This is a genomic window from uncultured Lactobacillus sp. (assembly GCF_948948975.1).
Classification (GTDB): domain Bacteria; phylum Bacillota; class Bacilli; order Lactobacillales; family Lactobacillaceae; genus Lactobacillus.
The window spans coordinates 1-19642 of record NZ_CARBVX010000027.1; the positions used below are offsets into that span (position 1 = coordinate 1).

At 32.5% G+C, this 19642-nt stretch carries 23 protein-coding genes and 1 pseudogene; 8 read left to right on the forward strand and 16 right to left on the reverse strand.

The window, feature by feature from the left end:
* Nucleotides 1-236, forward strand: a pseudogene (locus Q9R40_RS08745) (uracil permease); the annotation flags it as partial.
* 108 nt (nt 237-344) lie between these two features.
* Here Q9R40_RS08745 and Q9R40_RS08750 read toward each other — a convergent pair.
* Complete coding sequence (locus tag Q9R40_RS08750; protein ID WP_300591890.1) at nt 345-1178, reverse strand: AraC family transcriptional regulator; 834 nt, start codon at nt 1176-1178, stop codon at nt 345-347.
* Nucleotides 1179-1282: 104 nt separating this feature from the next.
* Here Q9R40_RS08750 and Q9R40_RS08755 point away from each other — a divergent pair, with 104 nt between their 5' ends.
* Nucleotides 1283-2089: a Cof-type HAD-IIB family hydrolase gene (locus Q9R40_RS08755; RefSeq protein WP_304677336.1), complete on the forward strand. Its 807-nt coding sequence runs from the start codon at nt 1283-1285 to the stop codon at nt 2087-2089.
* Nucleotides 2090-2129: 40 nt separating this feature from the next.
* Here the strand turns inward: Q9R40_RS08755 and Q9R40_RS08760 are convergent, their stop codons facing one another.
* Nucleotides 2130-2669: a DUF1440 domain-containing protein gene (locus Q9R40_RS08760; protein ID WP_304677337.1), complete on the reverse strand. Its 540-nt coding sequence runs from the start codon at nt 2667-2669 to the stop codon at nt 2130-2132.
* Between the two features lie 116 nt (nt 2670-2785).
* Between Q9R40_RS08760 and Q9R40_RS08765 the strand changes: the two genes are divergently transcribed.
* Complete coding sequence (locus tag Q9R40_RS08765) at nt 2786-3574, forward strand: Cof-type HAD-IIB family hydrolase (RefSeq protein ID WP_304677338.1); 789 nt, start codon at nt 2786-2788, stop codon at nt 3572-3574.
* 44 nt (nt 3575-3618) lie between these two features.
* Here Q9R40_RS08765 and Q9R40_RS08770 read toward each other — a convergent pair whose 3' ends face one another.
* The 3 genes from Q9R40_RS08770 to Q9R40_RS08780 form a co-directional block, all read right to left on the reverse strand.
* Complete coding sequence (locus Q9R40_RS08770) at nt 3619-4704, reverse strand: ATP-binding protein (RefSeq protein ID WP_304677339.1); 1086 nt, start codon at nt 4702-4704, stop codon at nt 3619-3621.
* 123 nt (nt 4705-4827) lie between these two features.
* On the reverse strand, nt 4828-5256 hold the full coding sequence (locus Q9R40_RS08775; RefSeq protein ID WP_023599346.1) for a GNAT family N-acetyltransferase: 429 nt from the start codon (nt 5254-5256) through the stop codon (nt 4828-4830).
* A gap of 227 nt (nt 5257-5483) precedes the next feature.
* On the reverse strand, nt 5484-5810 hold the full coding sequence (locus tag Q9R40_RS08780; RefSeq protein ID WP_023599345.1) for a hypothetical protein: 327 nt from the start codon (nt 5808-5810) through the stop codon (nt 5484-5486).
* Between the two features lie 93 nt (nt 5811-5903).
* On the opposite strand from Q9R40_RS08780, the gene Q9R40_RS08785 reads away from it, so the two are divergent.
* A complete protein-coding gene (locus Q9R40_RS08785; RefSeq protein ID WP_300591884.1) occupies nt 5904-6482 on the forward strand; it encodes a hypothetical protein in 579 nt (192 codons plus the stop codon).
* A gap of 9 nt (nt 6483-6491) precedes the next feature.
* Here Q9R40_RS08785 and Q9R40_RS08790 read toward each other — a convergent pair whose 3' ends face one another.
* A complete protein-coding gene (locus tag Q9R40_RS08790; protein WP_304677340.1) occupies nt 6492-6656 on the reverse strand; it encodes a hypothetical protein in 165 nt (54 codons plus the stop codon).
* A 204-nt stretch (nt 6657-6860) separates the two neighbouring features.
* Here Q9R40_RS08790 and Q9R40_RS08795 point away from each other — a divergent pair, with 204 nt between their 5' ends.
* Nucleotides 6861-7424, forward strand: a complete 564-nt coding sequence (locus tag Q9R40_RS08795; protein ID WP_304677341.1) for a hypothetical protein — start codon at nt 6861-6863, stop codon at nt 7422-7424.
* Between the two features lie 69 nt (nt 7425-7493).
* Here Q9R40_RS08795 and Q9R40_RS08800 read toward each other — a convergent pair whose 3' ends face one another.
* Both Q9R40_RS08800 and Q9R40_RS08805 read right to left on the reverse strand, forming a co-directional pair.
* Complete coding sequence (locus tag Q9R40_RS08800; protein ID WP_304677342.1) at nt 7494-8945, reverse strand: MFS transporter; 1452 nt, start codon at nt 8943-8945, stop codon at nt 7494-7496.
* 106 nt (nt 8946-9051) lie between these two features.
* Nucleotides 9052-10530, reverse strand: a complete 1479-nt coding sequence (locus Q9R40_RS08805) for an MFS transporter (RefSeq protein WP_304677343.1) — start codon at nt 10528-10530, stop codon at nt 9052-9054.
* Between the two features lie 204 nt (nt 10531-10734).
* Between Q9R40_RS08805 and Q9R40_RS08810 the strand changes: the two genes are divergently transcribed.
* On the forward strand, nt 10735-11487 hold the full coding sequence (locus Q9R40_RS08810) for an MIP/aquaporin family protein (protein WP_004896866.1): 753 nt from the start codon (nt 10735-10737) through the stop codon (nt 11485-11487).
* A gap of 39 nt (nt 11488-11526) precedes the next feature.
* Here the strand turns inward: Q9R40_RS08810 and Q9R40_RS08815 are convergent, their stop codons facing one another.
* From Q9R40_RS08815 to Q9R40_RS08830, 4 genes are all read right to left on the reverse strand, one after another.
* A complete protein-coding gene (locus Q9R40_RS08815) occupies nt 11527-12312 on the reverse strand; it encodes a CPBP family intramembrane glutamic endopeptidase (protein WP_304677344.1) in 786 nt (261 codons plus the stop codon).
* 7 nt (nt 12313-12319) lie between these two features.
* Nucleotides 12320-13258 (reverse strand): AEC family transporter, encoded by a 939-nt coding sequence (locus Q9R40_RS08820; RefSeq protein WP_300591870.1) that lies wholly within the window; start codon nt 13256-13258, stop codon nt 12320-12322.
* Nucleotides 13258-13824 (reverse strand): DNA-3-methyladenine glycosylase I, encoded by a 567-nt coding sequence (locus tag Q9R40_RS08825; protein ID WP_304677345.1) that lies wholly within the window; start codon nt 13822-13824, stop codon nt 13258-13260. Before Q9R40_RS08825 ends, Q9R40_RS08820 begins: the two co-directional genes overlap by 1 nt.
* A 67-nt stretch (nt 13825-13891) precedes the next feature.
* Entirely contained in the window at nt 13892-14887 is a 996-nt protein-coding gene (locus tag Q9R40_RS08830; protein WP_304677346.1) for a class III bacteriocin, read from the reverse strand.
* Between the two features lie 125 nt (nt 14888-15012).
* Between Q9R40_RS08830 and Q9R40_RS08835 the strand changes: the two genes are divergently transcribed.
* Nucleotides 15013-16224: a chloride channel protein gene (locus tag Q9R40_RS08835; RefSeq protein ID WP_304677347.1), complete on the forward strand. Its 1212-nt coding sequence runs from the start codon at nt 15013-15015 to the stop codon at nt 16222-16224.
* Between the two features lie 47 nt (nt 16225-16271).
* Nucleotides 16272-16730 carry a GAF domain-containing protein gene (locus tag Q9R40_RS08840; RefSeq protein ID WP_053107454.1) on the forward strand — a complete coding sequence of 153 codons (459 nt, stop codon included), beginning with the start codon at nt 16272-16274 and terminating at the stop codon, nt 16728-16730.
* A gap of 58 nt (nt 16731-16788) precedes the next feature.
* Here Q9R40_RS08840 and Q9R40_RS08845 read toward each other — a convergent pair whose 3' ends face one another.
* From Q9R40_RS08845 to Q9R40_RS08860, 4 genes are all read right to left on the reverse strand, one after another.
* Nucleotides 16789-17421: an NAD(P)H-binding protein gene (locus Q9R40_RS08845; protein WP_297938132.1), complete on the reverse strand. Its 633-nt coding sequence runs from the start codon at nt 17419-17421 to the stop codon at nt 16789-16791.
* Between the two features lie 70 nt (nt 17422-17491).
* On the reverse strand, nt 17492-18163 hold the full coding sequence (locus Q9R40_RS08850) for a type 1 glutamine amidotransferase (RefSeq protein WP_304677348.1): 672 nt from the start codon (nt 18161-18163) through the stop codon (nt 17492-17494).
* An 11-nt stretch (nt 18164-18174) separates the two neighbouring features.
* Nucleotides 18175-18711, reverse strand: coding sequence for a hypoxanthine phosphoribosyltransferase (gene hpt, locus Q9R40_RS08855; protein ID WP_094498125.1), 537 nt, complete (start codon nt 18709-18711; stop codon nt 18175-18177).
* A 503-nt stretch (nt 18712-19214) separates the two neighbouring features.
* Entirely contained in the window at nt 19215-19526 is a 312-nt protein-coding gene (locus Q9R40_RS08860; RefSeq protein ID WP_304677349.1) for a hypothetical protein, read from the reverse strand.
* Nucleotides 19527-19642 lie beyond the last annotated feature (116 nt).

The window sequence follows — 19642 nt, forward strand, 5'->3', positions numbered from 1 at the left end:
TAGTTGATGATAAAATCGACTTTGGCGAAAAACGTAATATGTTAATCGCTTCTGTCATCTTAGTTATTGGTATCGGTGGAGCTTACCTACAACTTGGTAACTTCCAATTAACTTCAGTTGCTTTATGTACAATCTTTGGTATGTTAATGAACTGGATCTTACCTAAACAAGCAGCCAGTGAAAAGGCACTTGAAGCTGAAAAGAAAGAAAAATCTGAGCAGAAATATTTTAATTAATTGAATATTTCAAAAAACTAGAACTGCAAGTAATGTGGCTCTAGTTTTTTTATTCACTAAAAATATTGTTTAATTGCTGTGTAGTTGACAAATAATACTCAAGTTCTCTTAGCTAAAATATTTGCTAAATTCATTACGGTACTCTGTAGGAGTCTTGTGTTTCCAGGACTTAAAATTTCTATTTAAAACTCTAGTGTTAGAAAAACCACTCTCATAAGCGACTAATTCAATTGATTTATTTGTATTTAAAAGTAGTTCTCTAGCATGCATTAAACGAACCAATTTTAGATATTTACCCATGCTTAAGTTATTAGTCTGCTTCAATTGCCGGTTTAATGTCACATGAGAAATATTAAACTTCTCTGCAATATCACCAACTTGAATATCCTCTTGAAAGTGCTCGTTAATATACTTAATTATCTCATCTCCTAAAGCTAGATTGGGACTTTGAACAACTTGCTCTTTATTATTAAAATTTTGATCAAGTAAAACAATAATTTTCATCAGATGACTTAATACTATAAAACGACGAGCATCAGTTAATGGCTTTCGGCACAACCGACCAAGTTCTGCTACCTCTTTTACTAATTCATTATATGCCCGCTGCTTTTTTGTACTCTTCTGGCCTAATAAGTTGAGATTCCAGTTAATACTCGATGGATACTGACTTAATAAAAAATCATCATCAATAATTAACCCCTCATATTCCCATTCTCCTGCTTCACCTGATGCACTATGAATTTGACGTCGATTAACTAACCAAATATCTCCACTATTGAAATGATAAGTCTGTCCTTCAAGAGCAAAACGAAGATCTTTTCCTTTAATTAAATAGTTCAGTTCAATTCCTTGATGCCAATGTTCGGGCTGCATAACTTTATTATCATAATAAAAATAAAATGGTAGTCGCTGATTATTTTGAACCTCTTCATGTTCAATCATTGTAATCCCTTTCAAAATAATTACTTCTTAGTTACGAAAATGACACTTAGTCTCTATTTATAAATGATATCTTAATCATATATAAAACACGAGGAGGAATTAAATTGATTAAACTAATTGCTTTAGACACGGACGGTACACTCCTAAACTCAAGAAATAAAATCTTACCTTCAACTAAGATAGCTATAAAAAAAGCCTTAGACCAAGGAATTAAAGTTGTACTTTGTTCTGGTCGACCAATCGCTGGTTTAGCGCATTTCATGAAAGAACTAGGTATTGAAGGCAGTGATCAATATGCCGTTACTTTAAATGGCGCAATCACTAGAACTGCTGATGGCAAAATAATGACTCAAGATTTGGTTAACAATGCACTTTATCGTGCCTTAACTAAATTTGCCAAAGAACAAAAAGTCCCTTTCAATATTGTCGATCCTGATTCAAGAATTATTACGGCCGATCATGATGTAGACTATTTTGAATTGCTTCAGGCCTGGAAAAATACAGCCTCTATGTTCATTCGAACCCCTGATGAAATGCCCGATAATTTTGAAATTTCAAAGGGATGTTTTGTTGGTTCAAAGGAAATCCTCGATCAAGTTGAACCTACTCTAAGAGAAAAATTTAGCAAGGATTTTTATATTGTTCGAGCTGATGATCATTTCTTAGAATGTTTACATCCCAATGTTAATAAAGGAAATGGCTTAAAAGAGTTGGGTGAAAAGATAGGCATTACTCCAGATGAAATGATTGCTTTTGGCGATGAAAAGAACGATATTTCAATGTTTGATATTGTTGGTACTGCAGTTGCTATGGGCAATGGAAGTCAAGAAGCAAAAGATCATGCAGACTACATTACTGATTCAAATGATAATGATGGGATTGCTAAAGCATTAGATAAATTTGTTTTTTAACAAAAAATCGACCTTCCTAATGAAAGATCGATTGATGTTTTTACCAATATTGATTTGTTAAGGTCTTCACCTTTTGTTTAGCAATTAAGTAATAGCCCACTGCAGCGATTGACCAACCCCAAACGATATGGCCAAAGAATTCTGAGAAGTGTTCCTCAAATGGCATTTGCCAAGGTGCTGGCGTTGTACCAAGAACTGGCATAATAATTAGATGCCATGCGATCCAAATAATGATTCCATACAAAGCACCTTCCCATAGGCCAGCCCAAGCAGTTTTCTTGAATTGGACCATATAAATCAAAAGCCATGCAAAGAAAATTGAGAAGCTAAAGTGTAAAATTAAGGCAACCCAGAAAACTTTTTGATCAGTATTATAAATGACGTAAGCATGAGTAAATTTATACGATGCACCCATTTGTTGCAACATGTGTTGTGGTGGATTAACAACATCACGTGCTAAGGTTCTCGGTGGTAAGATTTTCTCCCAACCAATCTTAACCATTCCAGAGATCATTCCCGCAATAATACCAAACCAGACGCTCTTTAAAAAGACGCGCCAACCATTTGAACTCTTATTCATAGTTTTCCCCTCTTTATATCAATTACATAATTAATTATAGAAAATGAGTTCAATTTATCAATACATATTTTGAGATCTTATACCCCAGTAATACGTAGTTAAAGGAGAAATATTAAATGACAAAATTAATTGCCGTTGATATGGACGGTACGTTCTTAAATGATAATAAAACTTATGATAAAGACAAATTCACTAAAATTTATCAAGAATTAGAAAGAAATAATATTAAATTCACTGTTGCTAGTGGTAATCAATATTACCAACTTGTTTCTTTCTTTAAAGACTTTCCTGATATAATCTATGTCGCAGAAAATGGCGCGATTGTTAGAAATCAAAAAGAAATTTTAAAACTGAGTTATTTTTCAGATGAATCAAGTAAAGTAATCTACAACTTTTTATTAAAACAACCAGAACTAGAATTTTTAGTTTCTGGAGTTGAAAGTGCGTATTTTCCAATTAGATATTCCGTCCGCTACTATGATGTATCAACTCACTACTATTATCATCTTAAAAAAATTAATGAGCTAGCAGACATTAAGGACCACATTGTTAAATTTGCTATTTCTTGTCCTGATGATAAAACTGATTATTATGTAAATTTCTTAAAAGAAAACTTAACAGATTATTGTGATGTTACAAGCAGCGGTCATGGTGATATCGACATCATCCAGCCCGGAATCCATAAAGCTCACGGCTTACAGGAGCTTGGCACACTACTTAATATTCCTTTATCTGAAATGACTGCTTTTGGTGATGGTGGAAATGATCTAGAAATGATTAAGGAAGTTGGAGATGGAGTTGCTATGGCAAACGCAGATCCGGCGCTTTTACAGGTTGCAAATCATACAACTACATCAAATAATGAACAAGGTGTCCTTACTTACATTACAGATAATATTCTTTAGTAAAAAGGCATGAAACAATCCCCCGTTTCATGTCTTTTTACTTTTTAATACATATCACCAAATTCTTCAACAAAATCAGCAAAATATGGCAACGTAAATTCAACACTTCCCCGTTCTTTACTAATGATTACCTGGTCATCAATTAATCTACGGCGATAAATAGAAATATAATTTTTAGGCTTGTCCATTTTCGCCATTATTTTACTAATAGCAACTTTATCTTCATCACTCTCAATCATAGCTTGTATAAATTCTTTATCCTTTGGTGATAATGAGCTGTAAACTTTTACATATACATTTCTAAAAAGCATTTCCTTATATTCAGGCAATATAGTTTGCAGAGTGCTATCAGTAATTAATTTATCTTCCGTATCCCAAACCAGATATCCCAATAATTGAAATGCATATGCATAACCAGCCGTCATTCTAACCATTTTAGTTAAAACGCCATCATCAATTTTTCTTCTACCTTTTGTAAAAGCAGAGAGATAACTATATTTCATACTTATAGCATCAAGCGGCGTTAAAGTTATTCTTCCACTTCTTAGAAGAAATGTTAGTATATCATCATTTTGTAATTCAGATACTTCTGAGGGTAAGCCAGTCATAATCAAAAAAATATCATACTTTTCCCGTCTCATTAGTTGATAAGTTGTTGCAAATTGTTTTACTTCTACTGTAGACTGAGCTTCATCTAAAGTTACTAAAACTTTTATTCTCTTAGCCTTTAGTTGCTTAAGAATTCCTTCTAAGATTATTCTTGCATCGTTACTTTCCAGCTTCTGTGATTCCTTATTAAAGCTAATACCCCAAAGTTCAAAATGCCAATCTAGCTGATCAAATATCTTATGAAATTTATTGTTCATCCGATCATAGATTAATTTTACTAATGTAATTAATAAATCTTCTCCAACAGCTAAGTTAATTACAATCCAATTATCTTTTTTAGACATTTGATTGCTGATGTCACTTAGAAAAGTTGTCTTTCCCGATCCCCGTAATCCGTAAACCAAAGTAGTATGATACGGACTTGTTTCATGTTCTAACCCCTTGATCACAGTATCCAATTGCTTGGTTCTATCCAAAAATATTTTAGGCACATCACCAAATGTAGGGTTAAATGGGTTCATGTATCTCACCTCATCATTGTTTTTATATTATTTTATACTATTTTATACTTTAAATCTATTTTTATACTATTTTATACTTTTTCATAAAAAAATAGTCACTCAATAATTGAGTGACTAAAAATATTATTTTTCAATTCTAAAGCGATAAAAACCTAAACTCATTTGTTTTAGCGTTTTGGCAAAATCTTTTTTATCAAAATGGTTTTGATCTACTAATGCTTCAAATTCACCATCTGCATCGATTAACATCTGGTGAGTTCTACGCCAACCATTCTTCTGGTAAAAACGCAAACGACTAACACGTTGATGATAATTCTCTGCATCAGGATCAAGCGGTTCAATATCTAATACAATTTGCTGATCTGGATATTTTTCTTCAAGCATATGTAAAATTCTGCTCCCATATCCATTGCCACGTAATTCTGGTTCAACAGCTAAGTACGCCAAATAAACAGTATTGTCACTAATATAGTAACAAACCATCCCGCAAAATACTTCTCCATCATAAACGGCATTAAGTTGGAGTTTCTTTCGCAAGCTCATTAATACCATTGAGATCCATGAGAATCTTTCCCATTCTGGAAAAGCACTATAATATAAATCTTTAACTTTATGATAATTCTTAGAGCCCCATCGGGCGGGTTGTTCGTCTAAAATAAGAATCCTTCTCTTTTCTAAATTATAATTTACTTCTTTAATTAAAAAATACTTTTCTTTAAAAATCAAATTTCTAATGCTATACAAAATAGGGACAAGCTTGTCTGCTCGCCCCTATTGCTTTAACTATTAATCTGTTTCAATCGTAAGTCAGTTACTATCTTTTCAATACCAGCAATGATATTTTTTACATCATTTTCAGAAACTACGAATCCTTTTTTCTCTAAGCTGGTCACAACTGCTCTTACTACATTATTTAACTTTTTCTCATTTGAGATAAGTTCTTTATCATAAAAATATACATAATCAATCATTAGCTGTCTAGCAAGTTGGATAAAATATATTTGTTGTTTTTCCTTAAAATGAACATACCCTAATACAGTCACACTAATAATACTAATAATCCATAAAGCCAGCTCTACTAATTCTATATAGTCTTTTGTACTCAATCCTCTCCTCTTTTCTTTAAACTAATTAATTTTGACATTCAACTTTTTATCTTTTAAAATCGTAACATCTATAACTTTCGAAAGGTGTTTTTTATGAATTCACAAGACAACCCTATTTTTTTATCTCGCTTAACTAAGTGGGATGTATTTAAGGCAACATGGCTAGTGTTTTTTCTAAATTTAATCTATGTACCCCAAAAGTCTCGCTTTACACGTTTTTTTATACATATAATTTATTTCTTAGCAACTATATTTTTTATATTATCTTTAAATAATGCTGATTTTTTTTCTAAAATAATTTGTTTATTAGGAATATTTTCTCCGTTAATCATGACAATCTATGCTGCATTTTTTTGGGCCCAACAATACCCAACTCCAACATTAATTTCTCTATTTTCTTTATCAAATTCCGATATTTCTATTCTAAAAAATAAATATAATATCTCATCAAAAAATATTAATCCTGCTGGAATCTTAGACTTAGATACTGCAATATTTATTAATACAAAAAAGATGTATATTATTAGTTCGTTTAAAGATTCTAATTTAAATAATCATCATCAGAAGGTAATTATAAAAATAATTTCAAAATCTCAAAATAATACAGTACTCAAAAAAACTAAATTATTTTTAACAATAAAAAATAGATGTAAATACTATTTTAGATTTTAATAGTGTAATTTAAATAGCAGCAATTGCTACAGGAAGCAATTCAGGATTTCCAATAATTACTAGAGCTAAGGCTGCAATACCAATTAATACTACAGTTCGGCCCGCATTTTCAGCAGATAGATTTACATTTAAGTTAGGGATACCGTTTAAAAATGGTAATGGTTTAATTGTCATATCAATGATAAGTGAAAGTTCGTTGTCTAATAATTTGTCCTCCTCTTTAATTACATTACAAATAATTGAGAATCATATCGTCATTAATAGTTAAATCTTCTCCTATCATTATCTAACAATAATTTCTAAGCATCATATTTTCTTCATTTTAATTTCCTTTCTATAATACAGTTGAAAGTTTAATTTTTTAGAAAGGAAATTAAAATGAAGAAATATATTGCTAAAATTGGACCACTTAATGCCGAAAAAATAGCTTGCTCTCCTCACGGAACTGCTACTTTTACTGAAGATGAGGAACAAGATACGCTACATATTATGATTGAAATGTTTGACACTCCAGCAAACATCGAACACTGGCAACACTTCCATGGTTTCCCCGATGGTAAAGATGCTCATGTAGCAACAATGGACAATGACTTAAACGGAGATGGTTTTGTCGATTTACCAGAAACTGAACCGGTATCAGGTACAACGATGGTTCCATTCAATGCAAATCCAGAAACTATTAATGTTCCGACTGATTCCTACCCACACGCTGATGAATATGGTCACTATCTATACGAAGCTGATGTTCCTTTAAATGAATTAAAGAAGCATTTTAAAGAAATCTTTAATACAACTGATCTAGCTCTAGATAAGCGCGTAGTTTATATTCATGGTGTGCCTGACAGCTTATCTCTTCCAGATACGGTTCAAGGCAGCGTTTTAAACTATGGTCCACATGTTACTTTACCAATAGCTGTCGGCAAAATTAAAAAGAGTAATTAGTAAATAATAATTAATAAAGTAAAAGGTTGATAGATAGTCGTTTTCTTTAACGATTATCTATCAATCTTTTTATTTACTCTTTTTGTTAAATACTAAATTTAAACCAATTGCAATTACTAATAAGGCGGTCGCACACCACATAATTTCTTGAAGTCCTAAATGAAAAATATTTCTCATTGTTGGAAGTAAATTCTGCGGCAAACTTTTTGCGGAATTGGCATCACTTAATTTATTGAGCATCCCCATTGTTATACCAGAATTCTCTCTTACTCCGCGCGCTAATTCCATATTCATAATTACTCCATAAACTGCAGCCATCACAGTCTGAGCTAAAATTCTAATCAAATATGAAAGTGACGTTGCTGGTGCCATATTTTTTTCACTAGCATCAACCTGAACTTTTATTTGAAGTAAAACAAAAATAAAACCCACACCAAAGCCAGAAAAAGTTCCGATACCAGCTAACCACCAAATGTTAGTACTTTGCGGCGCTAGTGCTAAACCTAAAGACGAAATCAAAATACAAATTAATCCCATTGAGAGCAGAGTTCGATTACTAAAGCGTGCTTTTAAGGGGTTAACTACTAAAGTCCCTACAACATCAACTAAAGAATTAGGAATTAGCGTCATCCCGCCAAGTAATGCAGTTGTTCCAAGTAATCCTTGCGCCCACATTGGCAAATAGGTATTTACAGCTAAAAAAGCTCCCCAGCTAAAAATAAAAAGTAAAAAATCTCCAACTAAAGCACGATTTTTAAACATGCTAATAGGTACAACTGGATTGGGGTGATTAGCTTCATGCATAAAAAATAAGACTAGTAAAATTATGCCAGCAACGACTAAGCTGATCACAATCCAGCTGCTAGTTAAACCAAGAAGTTGGATTCCTAATAAAAGTAAAGTTAGACCAACAATAATTAGGAAAGAGCCCAATACATCAAACTTTGGAGTCTCTTTAATTGTACCTTCACGATAATAGAACAATGAAAGAAAAATTGCTAAAAGTCCAATCGGAATATTGATATAAAAGACCCAATGCCAAGAAAGTGAATCAACCAAATAACCACCTACTAGCGGTCCGATAATAGCTGCTACACTAAAGGCAGCCCCTAAATAACCTAAAATTTTTGTTCTTGCTTTAATATTATCAAAGATAAAACCAGCCATTATATAGGGTAGCGAACCCATTCCTCCAGCCCCTACTCCCATTAAAGCTCGAGCTAAAAGAAAAAAATACATATTATTTGCCAGTCCCTGAAAAAGTGACCCTAATACAAAAAAGAGTAACGATAATTCAAAAGCCGACTTATTACCAATCTTTTCCCCAACTTTAGTCCAAATTGGGGTTGAAACAGACATTCCTAAGAGCATAATGGCAATTATCCATCCCATAAATTGAATTCCATGTAAGTCTGCAATAATAGCTGGAATCGCTGTATTAATAATCGTACTATCTAATCCCGCCATTACATTTGCTAAAACCATAGCAAATGTGACCATCGTTACTTGCCTTTTTGTCATCAGTACACCTACTTTTCTATGAAATAAAAAACCCCAATTATTTTGCAATAATCAAGGCTAATAATCTTATCTAAAATATACTTGCTTAATTCCCTAAACACAAGCTTTATTTTGATGATCTATTAAGTTTTTTATTTGGCTGCTTAAAATTAAAATAAAAGTTAAAGATGGTTGCAATTAACAATAAAATGAATGAAACAGCCATAATTTCGTGTATACCACTATGAAAAATTTTACGCATTTCTGGTAGTAAAGACTGTGGCAATAATTTAGCTGATTTTGCGTCACTTAGTTCATTCATCATATGCATCGTAATATTTGAATGCGTATTAATTCCACTAGCTAACGCTAAATTCATGATGACCCCGTATACTGCTGCCATAACAGTTTGAGCTAAAATTCTAATTAAATAAGAAGTTGAGGTCGCAGTTGCCATATCTTCCATTCCAGCATCGATTTGTACTTTTACTTGAAGTGCAACAAAAATAAATCCTACTCCAATGCCGGAAAATGCCCCAATCAAAATTAATATCCAGAGAGGAGTTTGATCATTAGCTAAGAAAAGACCACCAGATGAAATCATCATTGTAACAATTCCAATCATTACTAGCGTAAAAGTTCTAATTTTTTCTTGAATTGTAGCAACTGTTTGGGATGCAATAATTTCAACGATGGAGTTAGGAATTAACGTCATCCCACCCATTAAAGCCGACATTCCTAAAAGAGCTTGAGCCCACATTGGTAAATATGTATTTACAGCAATAAAAGCTCCCCACGTAGTCGCAAATAAAATCAAATCACCATTTAAATCATGATTACTAAAGATAGATAAAGGAATAATTGGATTTTCTGCTTTAGCTTCATGCAAAAAGAAAAAGATCAGTAAAACTAAGCTAAATAGGATCAACCCTACTACAATCCAAGTTGCAGTTAACCCTAAGAGTTGAATTCCCATTAAAAATATAATTAAACCACTAACTAGTAGACAGGCCCCTTGTAAATCAAAAACTGGAGCAGTTTTTGGTGTAACTGGCTTGTAATAGATCAAGGAAATTAATAAAGCAACTAAACCAATTGGAATATTAATATAAAATACCCAGTGCCATGATAAAGCATCAATTAGCCAACCTCCCACTAAAGGTCCTAAAATTGCTGCTCCATTGAAACTAGCTGTCAAATATCCCAAAACTTGGGTTCTTTTCTTAATATTTGGAAAGACGTACCCTGCAATAATATAAGGCAAGGACCCCATTCCTCCACCACCAATTCCCATAATCATTCGGGCAACTAAGAAAAAGTAGATATTAGGTGCTAGTCCTTCAAGCGTTGAACCTAAAACAAACAGCACTAGTGCAATCTCAAAAGCTAATTTATTAGTAATTTTTTCTCCAATTTTTGTCCAAATTGGTATTGAAACAGACATTCCTAAGAGGTAGACCGCCACAATCCACCCCATAAATTGGATCCCACGTAACGCTGAAACGATAGCAGGAATAGCCGTATTAGTAATAGTTCCATCTAACCCTGCCATAACGTTCCCTAGCATCAACGCTACTGTCACCATCGTAATCTGTTTTTTATTCATTAAAGCACTTCCCTCAATAACAAAAAGAGCCCTTATTACATTTGGTAATTAGAGCTTGGACATTTATCTTCTTATTATGCAAACTTTTTGCTTAAAATTGCAAGATTCTTTAAAAAATATCTATGCTTTTTTTACAAACTTAGGTATAATCAATACTTGTGTTTATTTTTCACTTATTTTTTTCAAGAGAGGAAAAAGTATCTTATGGAACATAGTTGGATGCTCAAGTATTTTGCCGAATTTTTCGGTACGCTAATCATGGTTATGTTTGGTAACGGTGCCGTTGCCAACTCATTTTTAAAGGGAACTACTGGTAATGCTCATGATGGTAAAGCCAATGGTGGTTGGATTTTAATCGCCTTCAGTTTTGGTTTTGGTGTTATGCTTCCAGCAATGCTTTTTGGATCAATTTCTGGTAATCACCTTAATCCAGCCGTTACACTTGCTCAAGCTACTGCTGGTGTCTTCCCCTGGGCACAAGTAACACCTTACATTATTTCACAAGTTCTTGGTGCAATTTGTGGTCAACTTCTTATTATCACTATTTACTGGCCATATATTAAAAAATCTACCGACTCTAATATTGTTTTTGCATGTTTTGCTACTAGCGACTGCGTTAACAGTAAATGGAATGGTTTCATTTCTGAACTTGTCGGTACTGGTGTCTTAATGTTTGTTGCAATCGGTTTATACAAGGGTATGTTCTTCAAACAAGCAGTTGACATTGCCAATATCGGTGTAGGATTCTTAATCACTGCTTTGGTTATGGCACTTGGTGGTCCAACTGGTCCAGCCCTTAACCCGGCACGTGACTTCGGTCCAAGACTTGTTTACTCAATCTTACCAATTCCTAATAAAAAGGATGCTCACTGGAGCTATGGCTGGGTTCCTGTAGTTGCTCCTATCTTAGGTGCAATCATCGGAATTTTCCTTTACAAGATTCCATTTGGACTTTAATTATTCTGATAAAAAAGCAGATCAAGTGATCTGCTTTTTTTAATTTTCAACTTTATTAACTCTTTTATTAAAAGCATAAATACAAATTATCGAAACAATTATCACAATTCCAAAAATAATTAATATCGGACCCCATGGTGAAGCCTCAGCATTCATATTTGCAATATTTGGTTGTAAATCTAATAAAAAATGCATTAGAATACATGGCCAGATTCGATTAGTAAAAATATGCAGATAGGAGAAGGCTAACCCGATAGCAGTTGCATAATAAACTTGTTGGAAAGTTGCATCTAGCTGTGCCCCATGTCCTAAGTTAATCAAATGGAATAATCCAAATAAAACTGAAGAAAAAATGCTCGACCAAAGCAAAACGTACTGTTTATTTTCAAAAATCTTGGTAAATAAATTAAACAAAGTTACACGACAAAGAAATTCCTCTCCAATTCCAGCGGCTAAAGCAACACAAATAGAAGACCACATCATTTCAGGCATTAAATTAAAGACTTGTGCCCAGCTTGCAATCAGATTCATTAAAAAGTATAAAGCCATTAACATAATACAAAAGATAATGGTTAAGATCTTGACTTTACCCTCTTTAGGTAACTTAATAAAAACACTATCTGTTTTATAAAATATTTTTGCTCCCAGTGCTAAAAAACAAACAATCACTAAATACAATATTGGGGCCCAAAGTTCAGAAAATGCCGTTACTATATCACCAGCTTCAGTATAGATTAACAGATAGACTAGTGAGGCTATTGTGAGCCACTTAATTGATACACTAGTTTTATTGATTGCTAAATAATTATTCTTCTTTTCTTTCATTTTTCCTCTATATTCCCATTAAATTAGCCAAACTAATTATGACTGGAAGAGTAATAATTGCTACTAAAGTAGATAAACACATTAATTTAGTAGGAAATTTTACTTCAAAATTACTGATTAAGCTAAAAAGCACTACTACCCCTGCTACTGGACAAGCTGCCATAATTAAAGTTGTCATTTTCGCAATTGATGGAAGTGGTAAAACTAGTAAAAAGCCTAAGATTATTAAGGGGAAAAACAAGTTTCTAACTAATACTCCACTCCAAACTAACTTATCATGCCAGTCTTCTTTTAAATTAATAGCTCCAAGATTTGTACCAATAACAATCATACTTAGAGGAGTATTCAAATTAGCAATATAATTCATAGGATCAGAAACTATATCAGGTAATTTGATTTGAATTACAAACAATATCATTCCTACAATCGCTGCAATAATATTAGGATTAACGATAGCTTGACGAACACTCTCTTTAAATGACTGCTTCTTCCTAGTAAACATTCTAATGCCATGCGTCCACATAAAGATGTTATAAATAATCAAATATGGTACTGCGAAAAATACACCATTATTTCCTAAAAGCGCCTGTACTAAGGGAATTCCCATAAAACCTGCATTAGTGTAAGTTCCAGCATATCGTAGAATTGTTCTTTTTTGCTCGTCTTTAATTGTTCTTTTGTTAAAGAGAATCGAGCTTACAATAATTTTGAACACAAATAAAACAAGTACCAGCAAAAAAATTAAGCTAAATTGTATTAATCTAGTAACTGAAAAAGATTGTCGAAAAGAATTAATAATCAAGCATGGTGATACTACATAAAGAAGTATCTTAGTTAAATCTTTTACTGTTTGTTCATGGAGAAATTTTACCTGGTAGCAAATCCAGCCAACAAACATCAAGATAAACATAATCACTACTTGTTTTGTCGGTAGTAACAAAGGCATTACAGTTCTCCATTCTTAAACCTACAATCTTCTAGGTGATCATTTATTAATCCAACTGCCTGCAAAAATGAATATATTGTTACTGGCCCTACAAATTTAAAACCTCTTTTTTTCATTTCTTTTGAAATTTGTTTAGACAAATCATTTGAAGCAGGAACATCCTCCATTTTTTTAGGATGATGATTTATTGGCTCAGGAATAGACTTAGTTAAAATTTGTTTGAAAGTTTGATTGTTGTTTTCTAGTTTAACTAAAACTTTTGCATTATTAATTGCAGCATTAATCTTTAGTCGGTTTCGGATAATTCCTTTGTCTTGCATTAATCTTTCAAAATCATCTTCATTAAATTTGGCTACTTCATGATAGTCGAAATTTGCAAATACTTTTCGAAAATTTTCCCGTTTATTTAAGATTGTTTTCCAAGATAATCCCGATTGAAAACTTTCTAATACAAGCATCTCATATAGGTAAGTTGAATCTAGATTCAACTTACCCCACTCATTATCATGATATTCTTGATAGAGTGGATTCTTACTATTTCCCCAACTACAACGCATTTTTTCCATTTTTCACACCTCATTTTTATCAATTATAGCAAAATAGACAGACATAAAAGTCTGTCTATTTTTCATTCTAAAATTTTTCAACTTGGTAAATACGATTCATTAGAGTTGTTAAATCACTATTTCGCTGATGATAAGCTACTGTTAAGTAAAGACAGTCACTAGTTACTTGAATCCCTTCAAATTCAGTACAAAAATCTAAAGCATCAAGTTTTAAGCTATTATCTAAATTAACGACAGACCACTTATCTGGATCAGTTATCCCCCACGGAATTTTAACAACTTCACGAGGTTTCCCCTGTTTTGGAAAACCTAAAAAAGTTGTATGCGGACTTGGTTGACTCGAAATATAGATATCCTTATTATCATCTATTCCGTATCCCTGAATAGAAACAATCTTTTGATCATTAAAATGAGGTACCTTAAATGCTCCTAAACATGTTAAATTCTCAATATTAATATCTTCAGCTTTTTCTTCTGCCTCATCTAATTTATTATTCACTTCATTAAGGTCATAAAGTGCAAAATAACCTGTATGATTTATATCAATACTTGCAATCAAGAAATAATGACCATTTGGTGAAACAGCTGCCTCTACTCTTACTAAATCTTTTCCTGGATAAACTGTACCTCCATCTCCATAACCAGCCCCTGCTCGGTTAAGGTAGGAAAGCCGTGGTAAATCAGTATTATTAGCAAATACTTGTGTTTGATACCCAGGAACTTCCACTCTTGCAATTTGTGTTGTCCAATAGGTACTTCCATGTCTTTTTGGCTTAGTACCAACAAACCATTTATTATTTTCTCCGCTTTGCACCCAGGTCTGTGTATGTCCACCAGCAGTTCCAGCTGAATTTTGGCCCTTTAAGTATAAAATAGGATGGTCTTCATCAAATGTAACAGTTTCACTATCATTTGGAGTTTGGTAAACAACAACGTCGCTTTGTTTATGAAGAAGCTGCAAGGCAAAGACGTTACTTCCATCAATTGCGGAAGCTTGAACTACAACATGGTGAATATTCTCTAATTTATTTACTAGGCGTATTTGAGTTTCTCTTCCAATCATAACTGGACCAATCCTTTCTTTATTATTCTGCTCTCAAATTTATTATGAGCGATTTGAACCAAGACAACAAATAAAGTACACTGCTATCATAAATCTAATTTATATGGAGGAATTAATAGACGATAATGACTAAAAAAAGTATAAATATTTTAATTTTTAGTAGTACATGGAGCTTTATTATTGGTATCCTAACTGCTTTATACCTCAACTTAGTTAACTATATTATCGACTTTATTTGGGGTTATTTTAATCATCATAATAATTTTTCTTTACGTCCTGCCTATCCTTTTCTTATTTGTATACCATTTGGAATAATTATCGGGATCTTAGTAAAAAAATTAGGTTCCTATCCTCTAACAATTGAAGAAGTATTACATGATGTACGAAAAAATGGGAAACTCGATTATCATTCTTGGTGGAAGTCTTTTACTCTAGGACTTTTATCATTAGGAGCTGGTGGAAGTATTGGACCAGAAGCCTCCACTACTGTTCTTTCTTCTGGAATGATAAATTGGCTTGGGGATAAAATCAGATTGATCTCTACGCAGGCCTCAGGTTGGGTACACTTCTGGCAAATAAGTATTGATAAAGATAAGCTTCTTAAAACGCCTAACTTCAATAGCCTTTTTAATTCTAAAAATCATAAAAATTTTTTTATTCTATTCAATATTTTGATTGGAGTAATTGGAACTATTATAGTCTTTACTCTTTTTCCTGAAGAAGGTGCCTTCGGAATTCATAAGCGTCCTATTAATTGGTCATGGTCAATCTTATGGTATAGTTTAATTCCCGTAATTATCGGTATTATTTTTGGATACTTTTTCTTATATTTCGAAAAAGTATTTACTAAAGCAGAGGCCTGGCGACTACACACAATTTTTAAGGCAACTTTATGGGGAATAATATTAAGTCTTTTAACTTTAATAACTAACTACGTGCTGTTCTCTGGAGAATTTCATATTGTTCCCTTTTCTAAAACTGCTCTTTCTTATTCTCCTTTATTCTTATTGCTCATTGCTTTGATTAAAACTTTTTCTACTCATGCTGGCTTTGCAATGGGATGGCGTGGTGGTAAAATTTTCCCTGCTATCTTTGCCAGTGTTGCTGTTGGAGCTGCTGTTGCACAGTTTCTTCCAATTCAACCAGTAATCACTGTATCTATCCTAGTTGTTGCAAGTACTACTATTATTTTGGAAAAACCACTACTCAGTGCTATTTTATTAATCTTTTTATTACCAATTTCTTTAGCTCCTATTATTTTTATTACTGCTTATATCGTAATCACAATACATAAGTTTCTCCTGAAAAAAATTGGTTTAAAATCCTTAATTTACTAAATTAATGTTAGAATTAGAACAATTTAACAGAAAGAAGGTATTCAATCATGACTGCCACTACAGAAGACAATTATCAACTATTATTAAAACAAGCTCAAGCCTTAGTCGAAGGCGAAAATGATTGGATTGCAAATACAGCAAATATTTCGGCTTTATTATTTAATTCCCTTAATAATGTTAACTTTGCTGGTGTATATCGTTATGAGAATCAAGAATTAATTCTTGGTCCTTTCCAGGGAAAACCAGCTTGTGTTCATATTCAAATTGGTAAAGGCGTATGCGGAACAGCCGCAAAAGAAAAGCAAACTCAAATCGTACAAAATGTACATGAGTTTGCTGGACATATTGCCTGCGATAGTGAATCAAATTCTGAAATTGTTATCCCTATCTTTAAAACAGACGGCAATTTATGGGGAGTTTTTGATTTCGATTCAACTAAATTAGCTAACTTTGATGAATTAGACCAAAAATACTTAGAAGAAATTTCTAAGGTGTTTAAATTCTAATTAATTATTTAACACTACAAACACAAAAAAAGCTCCACAATGGAGCTTTTTCTTCTAGTTAGATTTCTTTCAATGCTTGATCAATTGGGGTGTTCCCACTACTCATTGGAATAACCTTATCAATAGTATTTGGATATTTTAGAATTTCAGCCAATGTTTTAGCAACATCAGGTATTGGATTTGAATCAGCAGCCTTAACATCCAGGTGAATTTTACCAGTTCCAGCTTCCTCAATAAGCGTCCCTGGTTGTAGGATTGTATATTCAAGATTAGTTGAATTCATTAAATAAGTATCTGCAAAAAATTTAGCAGCTAAATAATCTTCAAGTTCAGGAATCTTCTTCCATGAGTCTACATCTAAACTAAGCATTGAACTGAGCATAATATAGCGTTTAACACCTGCTTTTTCAGCAGCCATCATAGTTTTTATTGCTCCCATAGCATCAGTTTGAATAAGGTCCTTACCACGAGACCCAGCAGTAAAGTAAATAGCATCAAAACCTTTTACTTGTTTACTAATATCTTCTACATCAGAATGTAAATCAAGCTTATCAGATGTTACACCATCAAGTTTAATAATATTTTCTGGATGACGAGCAGCCGCTGTTACTGTATTACCATCAGCTACTAAATCTTTAATTAAGTCTGTAGCTACTCTGCCGGAACCACCAAAAATAAAAATTTTAGCCATAATTTTTCCTCCTCGAAAAACTTACAGCTTTATAATAGCTTACTTTTTATTAGTAGTCCAAAATTTACACTCAATTTTTAGTAATAAAATCAAGTAATTTAAACATTACTTCTTTATTCTCTTGGGGTACACCATGAGCAATAATTTCTTCAGCAGTCTGATTTAGAGCATTATTTTCAAGTGGATACTCACTGTCGTTAATAGCAATTTCTCGAACGTTATCTTCTTCAGGCTCAAAATGAAACTGTAAGCCGATAACATTATCTCCTAATAAAAAGCCCTGATTCTCTACTAAGTCACTAGAAAATAAATGTTTTGCACCTACGGGAATTTCAAACATTTGTTGGTGCCAATGAAGGGCTATTAATACTTTCGGAATACCAGATATTGTTGTATTTTTTAGGTAAACTGGAGCCCACCCTACTTCCTTATAAGGGGCATCCAAAATTTTAGCTCCCATCGTCATTGCGATTTGTTGTGCGCCAAGACAAGCCCCAAACATCGGCTTACCGGCTTCAAGCATTCTTTTAATTAAAATTCTTTCTTTTTTTAGCCACTCTAGATTATCGTTTGGACTCATGGGACCACCTAGAATTACGAGTAGATCTGTTTCATTAGCAGTTGGCAATTTACCAAAAGTTTCAGGGTGATACACATAGAGTTCATAATGGTGACTATCGGCCCAGGTTTTAATTGCACCGGGCCCCTCGTTTGGAGTATGTTGCAATACATTAACGCGCATTATTTATTCCTTTAACTAGCATAAACTTCATGCTTTAAAATTCCGACATAAGGCAAGTTTCTATACAAGCCATTGTAATCTAACCCATAGCCAACTAAAAACTCATCAGGAGCCTTAAAACCATAATAATCTGCATGGAAATCTACGACGCGTGTTTCAGGTTTATCAAGCATCGATACAACCTCTACGCTTTTAGCCCCACGTTTTTTCATTATTTCACTAAGTGCTTGCAAAGTACGTCCTGTGTCAATAATATCTTCCATAAAAATTACTGGCCGATTTGTTACATCTGACTTAATATCTTGCGTAATCTTTACTTTTCCTGTTGATTGGCTTCCTTCATAACTAGATGCCTTAATAGGATCAATAATTAGCTTAAAACTTAATCTCTTAATCATATCACTAGCAAAAATCATTGCTCCATTTAAGACTGGAACGATAATTGGCTCTTCATTTTTATATTTTTTATTTAATTCAGCAGCCATTTCATCCATACGATTGTTTAAATCATTTTGAGTATACAATACACTTTCGATATCGTTATTCATTCTTTAATTCCTCTTTATTAAAATCGTCAATGATGAAATTCTAACATAAACTCGTCGATTTTTTTAGTCTTTTTACACTTATTTATTAATTATTTTTACTATTAATAATTATATTGTTCGTATTTTATAAATAAAGAAAAATTATTTAGATTTTTTTAGACTTTATCTTAAATATAAGTCACAAAAAATTCACAAATTCCTCTTAAGATGAATATCAATCAAGTAAGAAAGGAATGGTTTAAATGACATTATTAATTTTAGGTATTAGCACTGTAACATTACTTGCTATTAACGCAGTAATCATAAATAAACCAATTCCAGTTCCTGTAAAGGTTCGTCGGAAATAAATCCATAATTCATTCTTCATTTTCCTCTACATTTTTAGTATTAAAAACCCTCGTTGACTTAAATCAACGAGGGTTTTGTTTACTTATTATTTCTTTGATAACTATTTTTTGAAAGTGATATCATTTACTATACTTGTATATCATGACTAACCTGTATTATTTCAAGACTTTTTCAAATGCCTTACTAAAAGATGCTTTTTCTATATCCTTACTAATGAAATAAATAATGGCTTTTTCTTTAAAAACTGAAAAGGCAATTCGAGCCGATCCAATAGTACCAAGATTTAATCGAAATTCATAAATTTTTTGTCCCTTAATTCTTTTCCTACTGGCCAATTTAATCTTTGTCATCCCAGTGGTAACTTCTTTAACAATGGCTTTTTCAATTAAATTCTTGATTATCTTTTTTTGCCTACTATATTTTTTAAAAAAGCTTTTACATCCACGATCATCAAATATTATTTGCATTTTTTCACACTTAAGCCAATAAAAAAAGACCTCATAAATGAGGCCTTTTTTAATATAATTTTTGATTATTCTTCGTTTAATGAAGCTTCATCAAATTGAACTGATGATTCCTTTGA

Bases quoted from the DNA above. Each gene is read 5' to 3' on its own strand.
- Q9R40_RS08800 (WP_304677342.1), bottom strand. From the start codon at position 8,945: ATGACAAAAAGGCAAGTAACGATGGTCACATTTGCTATGGTTTTAGCA.
- Q9R40_RS08775 (WP_023599346.1), bottom strand. From the start codon at position 5,256: ATGGTATTAATGAGCTTGCGAAAGAAACTCCAACTTAATGCCGTTTAT.
- hpt (WP_094498125.1), bottom strand. From the start codon at position 18,711: ATGAATAACGATATCGAAAGTGTATTGTATACTCAAAATGATTTAAAC.
- Q9R40_RS08790 (WP_304677340.1), bottom strand. From the start codon at position 6,656: ATGACAATTAAACCATTACCATTTTTAAACGGTATCCCTAACTTAAAT.
- Q9R40_RS08860 (WP_304677349.1), bottom strand. From the start codon at position 19,526: ATGCAAATAATATTTGATGATCGTGGATGTAAAAGCTTTTTTAAAAAA.
- Q9R40_RS08850 (WP_304677348.1), bottom strand. From the start codon at position 18,163: ATGCGCGTTAATGTATTGCAACATACTCCAAACGAGGGGCCCGGTGCA.
- Q9R40_RS08840 (WP_053107454.1), top strand. From the start codon at position 16,272: ATGACTGCCACTACAGAAGACAATTATCAACTATTATTAAAACAAGCT.
- Q9R40_RS08805 (WP_304677343.1), bottom strand. From the start codon at position 10,530: ATGAATAAAAAACAGATTACGATGGTGACAGTAGCGTTGATGCTAGGG.
- Q9R40_RS08750 (WP_300591890.1), bottom strand. From the start codon at position 1,178: ATGATTGAACATGAAGAGGTTCAAAATAATCAGCGACTACCATTTTAT.
- Q9R40_RS08825 (WP_304677345.1), bottom strand. From the start codon at position 13,824: ATGGAAAAAATGCGTTGTAGTTGGGGAAATAGTAAGAATCCACTCTAT.
- Q9R40_RS08835 (WP_304677347.1), top strand. From the start codon at position 15,013: ATGACTAAAAAAAGTATAAATATTTTAATTTTTAGTAGTACATGGAGC.
- Q9R40_RS08820 (WP_300591870.1), bottom strand. From the start codon at position 13,258: ATGCCTTTGTTACTACCGACAAAACAAGTAGTGATTATGTTTATCTTG.
- Q9R40_RS08795 (WP_304677341.1), top strand. From the start codon at position 6,861: ATGAAGAAATATATTGCTAAAATTGGACCACTTAATGCCGAAAAAATA.
- Q9R40_RS08765 (WP_304677338.1), top strand. From the start codon at position 2,786: ATGACAAAATTAATTGCCGTTGATATGGACGGTACGTTCTTAAATGAT.
- Q9R40_RS08760 (WP_304677337.1), bottom strand. From the start codon at position 2,669: ATGAATAAGAGTTCAAATGGTTGGCGCGTCTTTTTAAAGAGCGTCTGG.
- Q9R40_RS08785 (WP_300591884.1), top strand. From the start codon at position 5,904: ATGAATTCACAAGACAACCCTATTTTTTTATCTCGCTTAACTAAGTGG.
- Q9R40_RS08810 (WP_004896866.1), top strand. From the start codon at position 10,735: ATGGAACATAGTTGGATGCTCAAGTATTTTGCCGAATTTTTCGGTACG.
- Q9R40_RS08830 (WP_304677346.1), bottom strand. From the start codon at position 14,887: ATGATTGGAAGAGAAACTCAAATACGCCTAGTAAATAAATTAGAGAAT.
- Q9R40_RS08770 (WP_304677339.1), bottom strand. From the start codon at position 4,704: ATGAACCCATTTAACCCTACATTTGGTGATGTGCCTAAAATATTTTTG.
- Q9R40_RS08845 (WP_297938132.1), bottom strand. From the start codon at position 17,421: ATGGCTAAAATTTTTATTTTTGGTGGTTCCGGCAGAGTAGCTACAGAC.
- Q9R40_RS08815 (WP_304677344.1), bottom strand. From the start codon at position 12,312: ATGAAAGAAAAGAAGAATAATTATTTAGCAATCAATAAAACTAGTGTA.